The organism is Pseudomonas protegens (genome assembly GCF_003363755.1).
Lineage (GTDB): Bacteria > Pseudomonadota > Gammaproteobacteria > Pseudomonadales > Pseudomonadaceae > Aquipseudomonas > Aquipseudomonas danubii.
Map to the genome: position 1 here is coordinate 2,175,917 of NZ_CP031396.1, position 15,917 is coordinate 2,191,833.

The 15,917-nt window shown below is 59.8% G+C and carries 17 protein-coding genes and 1 tRNA gene; 2 read left to right on the forward strand and 16 right to left on the reverse strand.

What is annotated here, in order from left to right; genetic code table 11:
• Positions 1 to 2: 2 nt before the first annotated feature.
• The 8 genes from hscA to trmJ all read right to left on the reverse strand — a co-directional run bounded on the left by hscA (position 3) and on the right by trmJ (position 6,835).
• Positions 3 to 1,865 (reverse strand): Fe-S protein assembly chaperone HscA, encoded by a 1,863-nt coding sequence (gene hscA / locus DWF74_RS09480; RefSeq protein WP_115580828.1) that lies wholly within the window; start codon positions 1,863 to 1,865, stop codon positions 3 to 5.
• A 51-nt stretch (positions 1,866 to 1,916) separates the two neighbouring features.
• Complete coding sequence (gene hscB / locus DWF74_RS09485) at positions 1,917 to 2,438, reverse strand: co-chaperone HscB (protein ID WP_011063215.1); 522 nt, start codon at positions 2,436 to 2,438, stop codon at positions 1,917 to 1,919.
• 8 nt (positions 2,439 to 2,446) lie between these two features.
• On the reverse strand, positions 2,447 to 2,770 hold the full coding sequence (gene iscA, locus DWF74_RS09490) for an iron-sulfur cluster assembly protein IscA (RefSeq protein ID WP_007929524.1): 324 nt from the start codon (positions 2,768 to 2,770) through the stop codon (positions 2,447 to 2,449).
• Positions 2,771 to 2,812: 42 nt separating this feature from the next.
• Positions 2,813 to 3,199 (reverse strand): Fe-S cluster assembly scaffold IscU, encoded by a 387-nt coding sequence (gene iscU, locus DWF74_RS09495; protein ID WP_007929523.1) that lies wholly within the window; start codon positions 3,197 to 3,199, stop codon positions 2,813 to 2,815.
• 94 nt (positions 3,200 to 3,293) lie between these two features.
• Positions 3,294 to 4,508 carry an IscS subfamily cysteine desulfurase gene (locus tag DWF74_RS09500; protein ID WP_102860394.1) on the reverse strand — a complete coding sequence of 405 codons (1,215 nt, stop codon included), beginning with the start codon at positions 4,506 to 4,508 and terminating at the stop codon, positions 3,294 to 3,296.
• 50 nt (positions 4,509 to 4,558) lie between these two features.
• Positions 4,559 to 5,050: a Fe-S cluster assembly transcriptional regulator IscR gene (iscR, locus tag DWF74_RS09505; protein WP_011063217.1), complete on the reverse strand. Its 492-nt coding sequence runs from the start codon at positions 5,048 to 5,050 to the stop codon at positions 4,559 to 4,561.
• Between the two features lie 235 nt (positions 5,051 to 5,285).
• The gene (cysE, locus tag DWF74_RS09510; RefSeq protein ID WP_115580829.1) at positions 5,286 to 6,062 is read right to left on the reverse strand and encodes a serine O-acetyltransferase; all 777 of its coding nucleotides are present in this window, start codon (positions 6,060 to 6,062) and stop codon (positions 5,286 to 5,288) included.
• A complete protein-coding gene (trmJ, locus tag DWF74_RS09515; RefSeq protein WP_115580830.1) occupies positions 6,062 to 6,835 on the reverse strand; it encodes a tRNA (cytosine(32)/uridine(32)-2'-O)-methyltransferase TrmJ in 774 nt (257 codons plus the stop codon). Before trmJ ends, cysE begins: the two co-directional genes overlap by 1 nt.
• Positions 6,836 to 7,080: 245 nt before the next feature.
• On the opposite strand from trmJ, the gene suhB reads away from it, so the two are divergent.
• On the forward strand, positions 7,081 to 7,896 hold the full coding sequence (gene suhB / locus DWF74_RS09520) for a type III secretion system regulator SuhB (protein ID WP_011063220.1): 816 nt from the start codon (positions 7,081 to 7,083) through the stop codon (positions 7,894 to 7,896).
• A 129-nt stretch (positions 7,897 to 8,025) separates the two neighbouring features.
• Here the strand turns inward: suhB and DWF74_RS09525 are convergent, their stop codons facing one another.
• From DWF74_RS09525 to queA, 6 genes are all read right to left on the reverse strand, one after another.
• On the reverse strand, positions 8,026 to 8,580 hold the full coding sequence (locus DWF74_RS09525; RefSeq protein WP_102880808.1) for a glycine zipper 2TM domain-containing protein: 555 nt from the start codon (positions 8,578 to 8,580) through the stop codon (positions 8,026 to 8,028).
• A 122-nt stretch (positions 8,581 to 8,702) separates the two neighbouring features.
• The gene (secF, locus tag DWF74_RS09530) at positions 8,703 to 9,617 is read right to left on the reverse strand and encodes a protein translocase subunit SecF (RefSeq protein ID WP_102860390.1); all 915 of its coding nucleotides are present in this window, start codon (positions 9,615 to 9,617) and stop codon (positions 8,703 to 8,705) included.
• A gap of 9 nt (positions 9,618 to 9,626) precedes the next feature.
• A complete protein-coding gene (secD, locus tag DWF74_RS09535) occupies positions 9,627 to 11,495 on the reverse strand; it encodes a protein translocase subunit SecD (protein ID WP_102860389.1) in 1,869 nt (622 codons plus the stop codon).
• A 62-nt stretch (positions 11,496 to 11,557) separates the two neighbouring features.
• The gene (gene yajC, locus DWF74_RS09540) at positions 11,558 to 11,896 is read right to left on the reverse strand and encodes a preprotein translocase subunit YajC (protein WP_011063224.1); all 339 of its coding nucleotides are present in this window, start codon (positions 11,894 to 11,896) and stop codon (positions 11,558 to 11,560) included.
• A gap of 47 nt (positions 11,897 to 11,943) precedes the next feature.
• Entirely contained in the window at positions 11,944 to 13,059 is a 1,116-nt protein-coding gene (gene tgt / locus DWF74_RS09545; protein ID WP_161799191.1) for a tRNA guanosine(34) transglycosylase Tgt, read from the reverse strand.
• Positions 13,060 to 13,073: 14 nt separating this feature from the next.
• Positions 13,074 to 14,138, reverse strand: coding sequence for a tRNA preQ1(34) S-adenosylmethionine ribosyltransferase-isomerase QueA (gene queA, locus DWF74_RS09550; RefSeq protein ID WP_102860388.1), 1,065 nt, complete (start codon positions 14,136 to 14,138; stop codon positions 13,074 to 13,076).
• A 108-nt stretch (positions 14,139 to 14,246) separates the two neighbouring features.
• Between queA and DWF74_RS09555 the strand changes: the two genes are divergently transcribed.
• Positions 14,247 to 14,331, forward strand: a tRNA-Leu gene (locus tag DWF74_RS09555).
• A gap of 87 nt (positions 14,332 to 14,418) precedes the next feature.
• On the opposite strand, the gene DWF74_RS09560 is transcribed toward DWF74_RS09555, so the two are convergent.
• Positions 14,419 to 14,886: a hypothetical protein gene (locus DWF74_RS09560; protein ID WP_102860387.1), complete on the reverse strand. Its 468-nt coding sequence runs from the start codon at positions 14,884 to 14,886 to the stop codon at positions 14,419 to 14,421.
• Between the two features lie 105 nt (positions 14,887 to 14,991).
• Positions 14,992 to 15,876, reverse strand: a complete 885-nt coding sequence (locus tag DWF74_RS09565; protein WP_102860386.1) for a LysR substrate-binding domain-containing protein — start codon at positions 15,874 to 15,876, stop codon at positions 14,992 to 14,994.
• Positions 15,877 to 15,917: the final 41 nt, after the last annotated feature.

Sequence of the window (15,917 nt, forward strand, 5' to 3'; positions counted from 1 at the left end):
AGTTATTCCTCGATTTCATTCAGGTTGCGCCCCGCCAACGCGGCTTTCACCGTCGAATCCAGGCGGCGGGCAGCAAAGGCATCGGTCACTTGCGACAGACGCTTGGTCTGCTGCTCGATGGCGTAACCATCGGTACCACGCATCAATTCACTCAGCTCCTGCATCTGCAGTTCGATGACCATGCGCTCTTCAGCGTCCAGCAGGCGGTCACCGTCAGCATCCAGGGCGCCCTGCACAGCCTCGATCAGGCGCTGGGCATCAACCTGCTGCTCACGCAGCACGCGGGCCACCTTGTCGTCACCGGCGTACTGGAAGGAGTCCTTGAGCATCTTGGCGATTTCGCCGTCGGTCAGGCCGTAGGACGGCTTGACCTGAATGCTGGCTTCAACACCCGAACCCAGCTCTCGGGCAGAGACACTGAGCAGGCCATCGGCGTCGACCTGGAAGGTCACGCGAATCTTCGCGGCACCAGCCACCATCGGCGGGATGCCACGCAGCTCGAAGCGCGCCAGGGAGCGGCAGTCACTGATCAACTCGCGCTCGCCCTGCAGCACATGAATCATCATGGCCGTCTGGCCATCCTTGTAGGTGGTGAAGTCCTGGGCACGGGCAACCGGGATGGTGGTGTTACGCGGAATCACCTTCTCCATCAGCCCGCCCATGGTTTCCAACCCCAACGACAGCGGAATCACGTCCAGCAGCAGCAATTCACCCCCTTCGCGCTTGTTGCCCGCGAGGGTATCGGCCTGGATCGCGGCACCAATGGCCACCACTTGATCCGGATCGATCTCGGTCAACGGCTGGCGACCAAACATTTCAGCCACCGCTTCACGCACACGCGGCACGCGGGTCGAACCGCCCACCATGACCACTGCCTGCACTTCGTCCAGCTCGACATTGGAGTCGCGAACGGCACGACGGCAGGCCTTGAGGCTGCGGGCAACCATAGGCTCGATCAGGGCGTCGAAGGCCTCGCGAGTCAGGGCGGCGCGCCAATCGCCATGCACCACTTCCACGGATGCAGCACCGGTCAGGGCTTCCTTGGCCGCACAGGCGGTTTGCAACAGATTGCGCTGGGTGCCTGGGTCCAGGTCGGCGGACAGGCCCGCGCCCTCGATGATCCAGCCGGCAATGGCGTGATCGAAGTCGTCGCCACCCAGGGCCGTATCGCCACCAGTAGCCAGCACCTCGAAGACACCGCCGGTCAGGCGCAGGATGGAAATATCGAAGGTACCGCCGCCCAGGTCATAGATCGCCACCACACCCTCGGCGTGCTGATCCAGACCGTAAGCCACGGCAGCTGCGGTCGGCTCGTTGAGCAGGCGCAGCACATTCAGGCCAGCCAGTTTGGCCGCATCCTTGGTGGCTTGACGCTGGGCATCATCGAAATAGGCCGGAACGGTAATCACCGCACCTACCAGCTCGCCCCCCAGGGCCGCCTCAGCACGCTGACGCAAGACCTTGAGCACTTCAGCCGATACCTCCACCGGGCTTTTCGGCCCCTGGATGGTCTCGATGAACGGCATATGCGACTCACCATCAACGAAGCGATAAGGCAGTTGCTCACCCAATTGCTTGACGTCGGACAGGCCGCGCCCCATCAGGCGTTTGACCGAGAGCACAGTGTTCAGGGGATCGCTGGACGCAGCCAGGCGGGCGGATTCACCCACTTCGACGCGGTCGGCGTGATAACGCACGGCCGACGGCAGAATCACCTGACCCTGCGCGTCAGCCAGAGGCTCGGAAAGACCACTGCGCAAGGCAGCGACCAGCGAATTGGTAGTGCCCAAGTCGATCCCCACAGCCAGGCGACGCTGGTGCGGTTGAGGACTTTGGCCGGGTTCGGCGATCTGCAGTAGGGCCATGCTTATCTGGACTTATCTGTATATCAGGCGTGCGACCGGAGCGGCACTGGGTTAATCGTCGAGGCGCTCTTCTAACTGGCGCACTTCGTAGGTGAGCTTGTCGAGGAACTGCATGCGCCGCATCAGGCGTTCGGCCTGCTCGCGTTGCGCTGCATCATCCCAACAGGCTGCGAAGCTTTCGTTCAGTTCATCCTGTGCAGTCTTGAGTCGACGCTTGAATGCTGCCACTCCAGCCAGGTCGGCGCTGTCCTGCAAGTCTTCGAGTTCTTCGCGCCATTGCATCTGCTGCAGAAGAAACTCCGGATCATGCACCGTGACTTCCAGCGGCAACTCACCGCCATTCAAGGCCAGAAGATAACGAGCACGCTTTGGCGGACTCTTGAGGGTCTGGTAAGCCTCGTTGAGGCTTGCCGACTGCTCCAGGGCCAGACGTTGCTCGCGCTCGGAAGCATCGGCAAAACGGTCTGGATGAACCCCACGCGCCAACTCACGGTAGCGCGCAGCCAACTGCTCGAGATCCAGACGGAAGCTCGGTTGCAGTTCAAATAAAGCGAAATGACAAGGAGTACCCACAAGAAGCCTCAGATGTTGAAGCTTTCGCCGCAGCCACATTCACCGCGCACGTTGGGGTTGTTGAACTTGAAGCCTTCGTTCAACCCTTCCTTGACGAAATCAAGCTCGGTGCCGTCCAGATAGGTCAGGCTCTTTGGGTCGATGATCACTTTCTCGCCGTGACTTTCGAACACCTGATCGTCCTCGCCGATCTCGTCGACGAACTCCAGCACATAGGCAAGGCCGGAACAGCCTGTGGTGCGAACACCCAGACGAATCCCATCACCCTTGCCGCGCCCATTGAGGGAGCGTCGCACGTGTTGAGCAGCCGCTTCTGTCATGCTGATAGCCATCGTGACTCCTTACTTGTCGCCAAATCTGTGAAAGCCGATCGATCAGATCAGGCCTTTCTTCTGCTTGTAGTCGCGAACGGCGGCCTTGATGGCGTCTTCGGCGAGAACCGAGCAGTGGATCTTCACTGGAGGCAGGGCCAGCTCTTCAGCCAGCTGAGTGTTCTTGATGGTTTCGGCTTCATCCAGCGTCTTGCCCTTCATCCACTCAGTGGCCAGGGAGCTGGAAGCAATGGCGGAACCGCAGCCATAAGTCTTGAACTTGGCGTCTTCAATGATGCCCTGCTCGTTGACCTTGATCTGCAGGCGCATCACGTCGCCGCAGGCTGGAGCGCCGACCATGCCGGTGCCGACATCCGGATCTTCCGCGTTCATCTTGCCGACGTTGCGCGGGTTCTCGTAGTGGTCGATGACCTTTTCGCTGTAAGCCATGATTCTTAATCCTCACTCATCAGAGAGTCGCTCTTGGGTTCTGCAAATCGCCGTTATCGGGACGCTCTACAGAACCCTGTGCGGCGACTTATATTCAGTGCGCCGCCCACTCGATCTTCGAGATATCGACGCCATCTTTGTACATGTCCCACAGCGGCGACAGAGCGCGCAGCTTGGTAACGGCTTCGCAGACTTTCTGCGCCGCGTAATCGATTTCTTCCTCGGTGGTGAAGCGGCCGAAGGTGAAGCGGATCGAGCTGTGAGCCAACTCGTCGTTACGGCCCAGGGCACGCAGCACGTACGAAGGCTCGAGCGAAGCCGAAGTACAGGCCGAACCGGAAGACACTGCCAGATCCTTGAGGGCCATGATCAGCGACTCGCCTTCAACGTAGTTGAAGCTCAGGTTCAGGTTGTGCGGTACACGAGCCGTCATGCTGCCATTGATGTACAGCTCTTCCAGGTGTTCAACCTGCTTGTAGAAGCGATCGCTCAGGGCCTTGATGCGAGCATTTTCGGCGACCATGTCTTCCTTGGCGACGCGGAAGGCTTCGCCCATGCCGACGATCTGGTGAGTGGCCAGGGTGCCGGAACGCATGCCGCGTTCGTGACCGCCGCCGTGCATGGTGGCCTCCAGGCGCACGCGAGGCTTGCGGCTGACGTACAGCGCGCCAATACCTTTAGGGCCGTAGGTCTTGTGGGCAGAGAAGGACATCAGGTCGACTTTCAGGGCCTGCAGGTCGATTTCGACCTTGCCGGTGGACTGAGCGCCGTCGACGTGGAACAGAATACCTTTGGAGCGGGTCAACTCGCCGATGGCGGCAATGTCGTTGATGGTGCCGATTTCGTTGTTCACATGCATGATCGAAACCAGGATGGTGTCGTCACGCAGGGCCGCTTCAACCATGGCCGGAGTGATCAAGCCATCTTCGCCTGGCTCGATGTAAGTCACTTCAAAGCCTTCACGCTCGAGTTGGCGCATGGTGTCCAGGACAGCCTTGTGCTCGATTTTCGAGGTAATCAGGTGCTTGCCCTTGGTGTGATAGAAATGCGCGACCCCCTTGATGGCCAGGTTGTCGGACTCGGTTGCACCGGAGGTCCAGACGATTTCACGCGGATCAGCGTTAACCAGGTCGGCCACTTGGCGACGGGCATTCTCCACCGACTCTTCGGCCTTCCAGCCGAACACGTGAGAGCGGGACGCCGGGTTACCGAAGTTTCCGTCGACCAGCAGGCATTCACTCATTTTTTGCGCAACACGCGGATCGACCGGCGTGGTCGCTGAGTAATCAAGGTAAATCGGCAATTTCATGGACTCTCTCCTAAATCAGGCTGGCTGGCGTGCCGCTAGCTCTTTGGCTGTCATTCGACGGCGGACGCTTCAATCTTGTCCAGGCGCGGCGCCTTGCCATTACAACGGCGCTGGTCCTGACGCTGGGCTACTTCTTGTACCTCACGGCGAGTAACAAGATCAGCCAAGCTGATACCGCTCAGAAATTCGTGAATCTGCAGGCTCAAGTCGCACCACAGGTGATGGGTCAGGCAGGTGTCGCCGGCATGGCAATCACCCAGCCCCTGGCATTTGGTTGCATCGACCGATTCATTCACCGCATCGATCACCTGAGCCACCTGAATCCCCTGCATGTCACGGGACAGCTGGTAGCCGCCACCAGGCCCCCGGACGCTGGACACCAGGTTACTGCGGCGCAGTTTGGCGAAAAGCTGTTCGAGGTAGGACAGGGAGATGCCTTGGCGCTCAGAGATATCGGCCAGGGAGACCGGGCCATGTTGCGCGTGCAACGCCAGATCAAGCATGGCGGTCACGGCGTATCGGCCTTTAGTAGTCAGTCGCATGGACAAGTACCACGGAGTTTCGGAATGGACGCGAGTATGCAATACCCGAGTAATCGAGTCAACTATAAGACCAACTACTTTAGTCGGGTTTACCCGCAAAAGAGCGCGCAAATCATAGCAAAGTCTGCGACGTAATGGCACAGCAGGATGGCAACACCTGACCTGCGGGTCACTCAAAGGGTATTAGGTCCTTTCGCTAGCAAGCCGGCCCACAGAGGGGGCCGGTTTTGCGCCATCAGCCGACCTGACTGCCGTCCTTGTCTTTGACTTCAGCGAAGTCTTCTTCACGCAATTGAGGCAGATCCTTGGCACAGTAATCACTGCCCAGATCCTTCAGCGCGCCACACATATCCTCCAGACGACCGTCGACTGCCTGCAGGTGATCCAGCAACTGCCCGATAGCCCGAGCCACCGGATCCGGCATGTCCTCGCCGACACCGTAGGCATCGAAACCGAGTTTTTCCGCCATGGCCTTGCGCTTGGCCGCCTGCTCGTCGCTGGACTTCATGATGATCCGCCCAGGAATGCCCACCACCGTCGCTCCGGCCGGCACCGCCTTGGTCACCACCGCATTGGAACCAACCTTGGCCCCCGCCCCCACAATAAAGGGACCCAGCACCTTGGCGCCCGCCCCCACCACCACACCGCCTTCCAGGGTCGGATGGCGCTTGCCCTTGTTCCAACTGGTGCCACCCAGGGTCACCCCTTGATAGAGGGTCACGTCATCACCGATCTCGGCGGTCTCGCCAATGACAATGCCCATGCCATGGTCGATAAAGAAGCGGCGGCCGACTTTGGCTCCCGGGTGAATTTCGATCCCGGTCAACCAACGACCGAAGTTCGACACCAGCCGCGCCAGCCATTTCCAACCCATGCCCCACAAGGCGCCGGACAAACGATGAATCCAGATCGCGTGCATGCCTGGGTAGCAGGTCAACACCTCGAAGGCATTGCGCGCCGCCGGGTCACGATGAAACACGCTTTGGATATCTTCACGCAGACGCTCGAACATCACTGATCCTTCCGCTTTTGTAGCTCTCCACGGGCCGCTTTCTGGGTTTCCGTGAGAATGCCACGCAATATATTCATTTCCGCCCGGCTGACCGAGCTACGACCGTATAACCGACGCAGGCGTGCCATCAAGTGCCGCGGCTTTTCCGGATCGAGGAAGTCGATGGCCACCAGCGTCTGCTGCAGATGCTCGTAGAACCGCTCCAACTCATCCATGGTCGCCAGCTCTTCACTGCGCGGCGAAGCCACTTCATCCTTCTCTACCTTGGTTGGCCGGCCTTGGGCCGCCAGCCAGGACATGCGCACTTCATAAGTCAGCACCTGCACCGCCGCGGCCAGGTTCAGCGAGCTGAACTCCGGGTCCGACGGGATATGCACGTGGAAATGACATCGCTGCAGCTCATCATTGGTCAGGCCGGAATCTTCACGACCGAACACCAGGGCGATCTGCGCACCCTGCCCGGCTTCCTCGACCACCTTGAGACCGGACTCACGCGGATCAAGCAAGGGCCAGGGAATGCGCCGGTCACGAGCACTGGTACCAAACACCAGCGTGCAACCCGCCAATGCCTCCTCAAGGGTGGCGACTACCTGGGCATTGGCCAGGATATCGGTGGCACCGGAGGCACGCGCATCCGCCTCGTGAGACGGAAATACCCGGGGCTCCACCAGCACCAGCCGCGACAAGCCCATGTTCTTCATGGCACGCGCAGCCCCGCCGATATTGCCCGGATGACTGGTATTGACCAGGACGACACGAATGTTCTGCAGCAAGGGATGCGCTCTCGGACACGATAAGGGGGAGCAAATCTTACCGAACAGGCAAGACTCCCGCCTCAAAAATAACCACCCGACAGATTCCAGCGCTCCAGAAAGGCGCCCAGCAACCGGCACAAACACTCGCCACCGGAGAACGCCACACAGCGGATCAATGCAATCAAAGCGAACACCAGCCTTCATCTGCAAAAGTTTTCTGCTAGAATGCTCGGCTTTCTTTAACAACCTTAGGTGACCTATCCATGCAGCCAATGCTGAATATCGCGCTGCGCGCCGCCCGCAGCGCCAGTGAATTGATTTTCCGCTCCATCGAGCGCCTGGATACCATCAAGGTCGACGAAAAAGACGCCAAAGACTACGTATCCGAAGTTGATCGCGCTGCCGAGCAGAAGATCATCGACGCGCTGCGCAAGGCCTACCCGACCCACGCCATCCTCGGCGAAGAGACCGGCCTGCACGCTGGCAGCGGCGAAGGCGAAGACTACCTGTGGATCATCGACCCACTGGACGGCACCACCAACTTCCTGCGCGGCATCCCGCACTTTGCCGTGAGCATCGCCTGCAAATACCGTGGCCGCCTGGAACACGCCGTGGTCCTGGACCCGGTTCGCCAGGAAGAATTCACCGCCAGCCGTGGCCGTGGTGCCCAGCTGAACGGTCGCCGCCTGCGTGTCAGCGGCCGCACCAGCCTCGACGGCGCCCTGCTGGGCACCGGCTTCCCATTCCGTGACGACCAGATGGACAACCTGGACAACTACCTGGGCATGTTCCGCGCCCTGGTTGGCCAGACCGCCGGCATCCGCCGCGCTGGTGCTGCAAGCCTGGACCTGGCCTACGTGGCCGCCGGTCGTTTCGACGCCTTCTGGGAGTCGGGCCTGTCCGAATGGGACATGGCAGCTGGCGCCCTGCTGATTCAAGAAGCCGGCGGCCTGGTGAGCGACTTCACCGGCGGTCACGACTTCCTGGAAAAAGGCCACGTGGTAGCTGGCAACACCAAATGCTTCAAAGCGGTCCTGACCGCCATCCAGCCGCACCTGCCGGCCTCGCTGAAGCGCTAAGCGCCAGCGACAAAAAAAGCACCCCGAGGGGTGCTTTTTTTATGCCTGCAATTCCCGCAGGAGCCGGCTTGCCGGCGAATCGGATCTTGAGATCACCTTCGCCGGCAAGCAGACGCCTACAGGCCGGGGTTATTGGCCGGGTTGATTCTGGTTTTGACCCAGAATCAGACGCCCCTCTTTATCCACCGGAATCTGGTTGCCCGGATCACGATCCATGCGCACCTGACCTTGCTTGCCGCCCAGGTCGTACTTCACGTCATAACCCACGACCTTCTCACTGATGTCATTGACTGTATTACAGCGAGTCTGGGTGGTGGTGTAGGTGTCACGTTCCTGCATGCCTTCCTGCACCTTGTTGCCGGCATAGCCACCGCCAACCGCACCCGCCACAGTGGCGATCTTCTTGCCATTACCACCACCAATCATGCTACCCAGCAGACCACCGCCCACCGCTCCCGCCACGGTACCCAGGATCTGATGTTCATCCTTGACCGGGCGCTGACGAGTCACGGCGACGTCCTTACAGACTTCACGAGGGGTCTTGATCTGTTGTTTGACCGGCTGTACGGCCAGCACTTGCGCATACTCAGGGCCGCTTTTAACCAGGCTGTAGGTGGCAACAGCACCCCCGGCGGTGACACCGACAGCACCCAATACCGCACCAACCAGCAACGACTTGTTCACGTGAACCTCCTGACCATACAAACGGGACTTGGCCCGCGCTTCTCCCAGCGTTGGAGCAATAAAAAAGGCGCGAGTTCAACACTCGCGCCTTTTTAACTGACAGCCGGAAAAGGGCTAGATCCTCATGGACGGTCGTCCACTTCCTTCTCGGTATTGGCCGGAGGAATCAGGTCCTCGCTGTTCAGGTTCAGCCAGATCAGCACCACGTTGGCGATGTAGATCGACGAGTAGGTACCCGCCAGAACACCGACAAACAGGGCGATGGAGAAGCCCCACAGGTTATCGCCACCAAAGAACAGCAGCGCGATGATCGCCAGCAAGGTGGAGATCGAAGTCGCCATGGTCCGTAGCAGGGTCTGAGTGGTCGAGATGTTGATGTTCTCGATCAGGCTGGCCTTGCGCAGCACACGGAAGTTCTCACGCACCCGGTCGAACACCACGATGGTGTCGTTGAGGGAGTAACCGATGATCGCCAGCACCGCCGCCAGCACCGTCAGGTCAAAGGTGATCTGGAAGAACGAGAGGATACCCACCGTCACGATCACGTCGTGGATCAGCGAAACGATCGCGCCCACCGCGAACTTCCACTGAAAGCGGAAGGCCAGGTAGATCAGGATACCGCCCAGGGCCATGAGCATGCCGAGGCCGCCCTGGTCCCGCAGCTCTTCACCCACTTGCGGACCGACAAACTCGACGCGCTTGACCTGCGCCGGGTTGTCACCGCCAACCTTCTGCAGCGCCTCGGCCACCTGGTGGCCCAGTTGCGGGTCTTCACCCGGCATCCGCACCAGCAGATCAGTGGTCGCACCGAAGCTCTGCACGATGGCTTCGTGATAACCGGCATCGTTCAGTTGCGAACGCACCTTCATCACATCCGCGGGACGCTCGTAGGTCAGCTCGATGAGCGTACCGCCGGTGAAGTCCAGACCGTAGTTCAAGCCTTTGTGGAACCAGCTGAACAACGCCAGGATGGTGAGCAGCACAGTGACGCCGAACGCAACGTTGCGCACGCCCATGAAGTTAATAGTACGTAACATGGCAGCCCCTTAAATCCACAACTTCTTGAAGTCACGACCGCCGAAGATCAGGTTGACCATCGCACGGGTCAGCCAGATGGCCGTGAACATCGAGGTAAAGATCCCGAGGGACATGGTCACCGCAAAGCCTTTCACCGGACCGGTACCCATGGCGAACAGAATGCCGCCCACCAGCAAGGTGGTCAGGTTGGAGTCCAGGATCGCGGTGAATGCCCGGCCGAAGCCTTCGTTGATTGCCCGCTGCACACTCATGCCGGCGGCGAGCTCTTCACGTATCCGCGAGAAGATCAGTACGTTGGCGTCCACCGCCATACCCATGGTCAAGACGATACCGGCGATACCCGGCAGGGTCAGCGTCGCCCCCAGCAGGGACATCAGGGCCAGCAGCAGTACCATGTTCAATGCCAGCGCCACAGTAGCGATGACACCGAAGAAACGGTAGATGGCGATAATGAACAGCGACACGAACAGCATGCCCCACAGGGACGCATCGATACCCTTGGTGATGTTGTCAGCACCCAGGCTTGGACCGATTGTGCGCTCTTCGGCGAAGTACATCGGCGCCGCCAGACCACCGGCACGCAGCAACAGCGCCAGCTCGGAAGACTCGCCCTGACCGTTCAGGCCGGTGATGCGGAACTGGCTGCCCAGTGGCGACTGGATGGTCGCCAGGCTGATGATCTTCTTCTCTTCCTTGAAGGTCTGCACCGCCACGTCTTTCTCGACACCGTTCACCACTTGCTTGGTGTAGGTGGTGGTCGGCTTCTGCTCGATGAAGATCACCGCCATGCTGCGACCGACATTGCTGCGAGTCGAACGGTTCATCAGCTCGCCACCGTGACCATCAAGCTTGATGTTCACCTGTGGACGGCCGTGTTCGTCGTAACCGGCCTGGGCATCGGTCACCTGGTCACCGGTGATGATCAGGCCACGCTCGATCAGAGCAGGAGGACGGTTGCCCTCACGGAATTCGAAGGACTCGGAAGTCGCCTTGGAAGCACCCGGCTCGGCGGCCAGACGGAATTCCAGGTTGGCGGTCTTGCCCAGGATCCGCTTGGCTTCAGCGGTGTCCTGCACGCCCGGCAGCTCAACCACGATACGGTTGGCACCCTGACGCTGAACCAGAGGCTCGGCCACACCCAGCTCGTTGACCCGGTTACGCACGGTGGTCAAGTTCTGCTTGATGGAGTATTCACGGATTTCCGCCAGCTTGGCCGGGGTCATCGCCAGACGCAGCACCGGTTGGCCATTGAGGTCGGCCGGTACGATATCGAAATCGTTGAAGTTCTTGCGGATCAGCGAACGGGCCTGTTCACGGCTGTCTTCATCGCTGAAGCCCAGCTGGATGGCGCCATTGAGCTGCGGCAGGCTGCGATAGCGCAGACGCTCTTTGCGCAGCAGGCTCTTGACGTCGCCTTCATAGACTTTCAGGCGCGCGTCGAGGGCTTTGTCCATGTCCACTTCCAGCAGGAAGTGCACACCACCGGACAAGTCCAGACCCAGTTTCATCGGGTGCGCACCCAGGTTGCGCAGCCATTGCGGAGTGGTTTGCGCCAGGTTCAACGCCACCACATAGTCATCGCCCAGCGCCTTGCGCACTACATCCTTGGCCGGAAGCTGGTCTTCCTTGTTGGTCAAGCGCAGCAGGCCGCCCTTGCCGTTGGCAGCAATGGAAGCAGCCTTGACCTTGATACCGGCGTCGGTGAGCGCTTTGCTCGCACGATCCAGATCCGCCTGAGTGACCTGCAACGCAGTGCTCGCACCGCTGACCTGAATGGCCGGATCATCAGGGTATAGATTGGGAGCGGAATAAATAAAACCGATCGCCAGCACCGCCAGGATCAGTAGGTACTTCCACAGAGGGTATTTGTTCAGCATCACGCCGCCCGTTTATGACGCGGGGCGCCTTGCGCGCCCCGTCGATTGGTAAAAGATGAAACTTAGATGGCTTTCAGCGTGCCTTTTGGCAGCGTGGCAGCGATCGCGCCCTTCTGGAACTTCAGCTCAACGGAGTCCGACACTTCCAGAACCACGAAGTCGTCGGTCACCTTGTTGATCTTGCCGGCGATACCGCCAGTGGTCACAACTTCGTCGCCTTTCTGCAGGCTGCCGAGCAGGTTCTTCTGCTCTTTGGCGCGCTTGGCCTGCGGGCGCCAGATCATCAGATAGAAGATGACCAGGAAGCCAACCAGGAAAATCCACTCGAAACCAGTGCCAGCAGGACCGGCAGCGGCAGGTGCAGCGGCGTCCGCATACGCGGCAGGGATCAAAAAGCTCATTTAACACTCCGATAATTGCAAAATTAGTGGCTTAACGTCTTTAGAACTTATTCTAAAGGCGGCACGGGTAACCCGCGTTTGGCATAGAAGGAATCGACAAAGGCGGCCAATGTACCTTGTTGAATAGCCTCGCGCAAACCAGCCATAAGACGCTGGTAATGGCGCAAATTATGGATGGTATTGAGCATACTCCCGAGCATTTCCCCACACTTGTCCAAGTGATGCAGATAGGCACGGGAGAAGTTCTGGCAGGTGTAGCAATCACAAGTTGGGTCCAGCGGCGAATCATCATGGCGATGGAACGCGTTACGGATTTTCAGCACGCCTGTATCGATGAACAGATGCCCATTGCGGGCATTGCGGGTTGGCATCACGCAATCGAACATGTCCACACCGCGGCGCACACCCTCAACCAGATCTTCCGGCTTGCCAACTCCCATAAGGTAACGAGGTTTGTCGGCAGGCATCTGGCCCGGCAGGTAGTCCAGGACCTTGATCATTTCATGCTTGGGCTCGCCCACCGACAGGCCGCCGATAGCCAGGCCGTCGAAACCGATCTTGTCCAGGCCTTCCAGGGAACGCATGCGCAGGTCCTGGTGCATGCCACCCTGGACGATGCCAAACAGCGCCGCCGTGTTGTCACCGTGGGCGTTCTTGGAACGCTGGGCCCAGCGCAGGGACAACTCCATGGAGATCCGCGCCACATCTTCATCGGCCGGGTACGGCGTGCACTCATCGAAGATCATCACGATGTCCGAACCCAGGTCGCGCTGCACTTGCATCGACTCTTCCGGGCCCATGAACACCTTGGCGCCGTCCACCGGCGAGGCGAAGGTCACGCCCTCTTCCTTGATCTTGCGCATCGCCCCCAGGCTAAACACCTGGAAACCACCGGAGTCGGTGAGGATCGGGCCATTCCACTGCATGAAATCATGCAGGTCACCGTGGGCCTTGATCACTTCCGTACCCGGGCGCAGCCACAGGTGGAAGGTGTTGCCGAGGATGATCTCGGCGCCGGTGGCGACGATATCCCGTGGCAGCATGCCCTTGACCGTGCCGTAGGTGCCCACCGGCATGAAGGCCGGGGTTTCCACCGTACCGCGGGGGAAGGTCAGGCGACCGCGACGAGCCTTGCCATCAGTGGCCAGAAGCTCGAAGGACATACGACAAGTGCGACTCATACAGTTTCCTCGGGGGCCAGATCCTTGGGAGCGGTCGGCGCAGGATTACGGGTGATGAACATCGCATCACCGTAGCTGAAAAAGCGGTATCCATTTTCCACCGCGGCGCGATAGGCGGCCATGGTCTCGGGATAACCGGCGAACGCCGAAACCAGCATCAACAGCGTGGATTCCGGCAGATGGAAGTTGGTCACCAGGGCATCGACCACATGGAACGGCCGGCCCGGGTAGATAAAGATATCGGTATCGCCGCTGAACGGCTTGAGCACACCATCGCGCGCGGCACTTTCCAGGGAACGCACACTGGTGGTGCCCACCGCCACCACCCGACCACCGCGAGCACGGCATGCGGCAACCGCATCCACCACGTCCTGGCCGACTTCCAGCCACTCGTGGTGCATATGGTGATCTTCAATACGCTCGACCCGCACCGGCTGGAAAGTGCCGGCGCCGACATGCAGGGTCACGAACGCAGTCTCCACGCCCTTGGCGGCAATGGCCTCCAGCAGCGGCTGGTCGAAATGCAGCCCCGCCGTAGGCGCCGCAACAGCCCCCAGACGCTGGGCGTACACGGTCTGATAACGCTCACGGTCCGCGCCTTCATCCGGGCGGTCTATATAAGGAGGCAACGGCATGTGCCCGACCCGATCCAGCAGCGGCAGCACCTCCTCGGCAAAACCCAGCTCGAACAGCGTGTCGTGGCGCGCCAGCATCTCGGCCTCGCCACCGCCGTCGATCAGGATCTTCGACCCCGGCTTGGGCGACTTGCTGGAGCGCACATGGGCCAGCACACGATGGCTGTCCAGCACCCGCTCGATGAGGATCTCCAGCTTGCCGCCGGAGGCCTTCTGGCCAAACAGACGGGCCGGAATCACCCGGGTATTGTTGAACACCATCAGATCGCCCGGACGCAAATGCTCCAGCAGATCGGTGAATTGACGGTGGGCCAAGGCGCCGGTTGGCCCATCCAGGGTCAACAGACGGCTGCCGCGACGCTCGGCCAAAGGATGGCGGGCGATCAGCGAATCAGGAAGCTCGAAGGTAAAGTCAGCAACGCGCATGATGGGGTTCGTCTAGCAGGGCCGGAAAGTTTAGCGGAATAACTAAAAATTGACCACGAAAGCCGATTGACCAACGGTAACTGCCTCTCTATACTTCGCCGCCATTGAGCCCTGATGGCGGAATTGGTAGACGCGGCGGATTCAAAATCCGTTTTCGCAAGAAGTGGGAGTTCGAGTCTCCCTCGGGGCACCAAGTACATATCTCAAGATGCCGCTCAATGCATCTTGAACCAAAAAAAACCGGCCACCTGAGCCGGTTTTTTTGTGCCTGTCCGAATACCTATTCGCTCTGAATCGGCCCCTTGGTTCCGGCATCGGTATCCATCCACACATCTTCATTCTTCAGGCGTCGATCACCTTGAATGGTGAACAGCAGCGTGCCCTGACGAAATTGCAGGGCGCCATCCGTGCGCTTGGCTTTGACCTCTTTGCCGTTCACCCACACATGCTCTTTGGCATCGATACGAATGGTGGCGACTGTCGCGCCAGTATCGCTTTTGGCCGTCCATTGTCCGGCGTAGGGGGTCTGTTCCTTGGCGCTGTCAGCAGCAGCGGCGGGTGTGTAAGGGTCGGCAAATCCGGCCTTGGCGTTTTCCGCCTTGCTCTTGTGGATGTCGCATCCCTGAAGCTCGGTCATTTGGGTACAGCCCGATTGCTCAAGCTGCTGGCGATACTTTTCATTGATGGCATGGGCCGGGGACTGGACAAACAGCAAAGCCACCAGTGCCGGCCAAACGAACTTGTTCATTGTGCGCTCTCTTCTGATCAAATCTCTGTGCTCAACAATAGCCCGACTGCAAACACGTGCTGGGCGAAATCGGGCTGGCAAGGCTTGTGCTCAAGCCGTCTCTCGTCAGTAAACAATCTCACTGCGGATGGCCTGTATCACGATGTTCGACAGCCGTTCGGTCAGCGGGTCCGGGGTTGCCTCTCGGCGATGCAACGTCAAGGCGATTGAGGGCAAGGCTGGCAAGCCGCGGTCGCCGGCCTGCAGAAGCTCGGTACCTGGCTGCAGGCCCAGGGCCGTGCGAATGGTGTAGCCCAGGCCGGCCTCGGTCGCCGCGGATAGGCCATTGAGGCTGGAGCTGGTGAACGACAGCAACCAGGGAATCCCTTCGCGGTTGAGCGCTTCGGTGGCCATCGAATGAAAAGGACAAGGCGCGTCGAACGCGATGATCGGCAACGGTGTTCCCGACTCGGCGCGCCAGTCGAGGTACTGGTGCGATGAGCCGATCCATTGCATGGGCAGGTCCGCCACCACTTCCTGATACCCGGTGGTCCGCTCTGCCCCCCAGGCCACGGCAAGATCCAGGGAGCCGTTTTCGATGCGGCTGAGCAGATCGCCATTGCGCGCGATGCGGGCTTCGACCCGAACATCGGGATGGGCCCTGGCGAAGCGGCCCAGCACCGTGGGCAGGAAGCTGCCCAGGTCTTCCTGAAGCCCCAGGCGCACCCAGCCTTTGAGCTTGAGCTCGGATACCGCGGTGATGGTTTCGTCGTTGAGGCTTAAAAGCCGCCGGGAGTAATTCAGTAGCACTTCCCCGGTGTCCGTCAGGGCCAGCCTGCGACCGGCCTTCTTGAACAAGGGCGAACCCGCCTGGGCTTCGAGTTTCTTCAACTGGGCGCTGATGGCCGATGTCGAACGAGCGAGCTTTTGCGCCGCCTTGGCAAAACTGCCCAATTCGACCCCTGTGACGAAACTGCGCATGACATCCAAATCGAAATTTACTGGTCTCATGACAATCCTGTTTTTTGGGACTAACACGCAAAATTATTTGA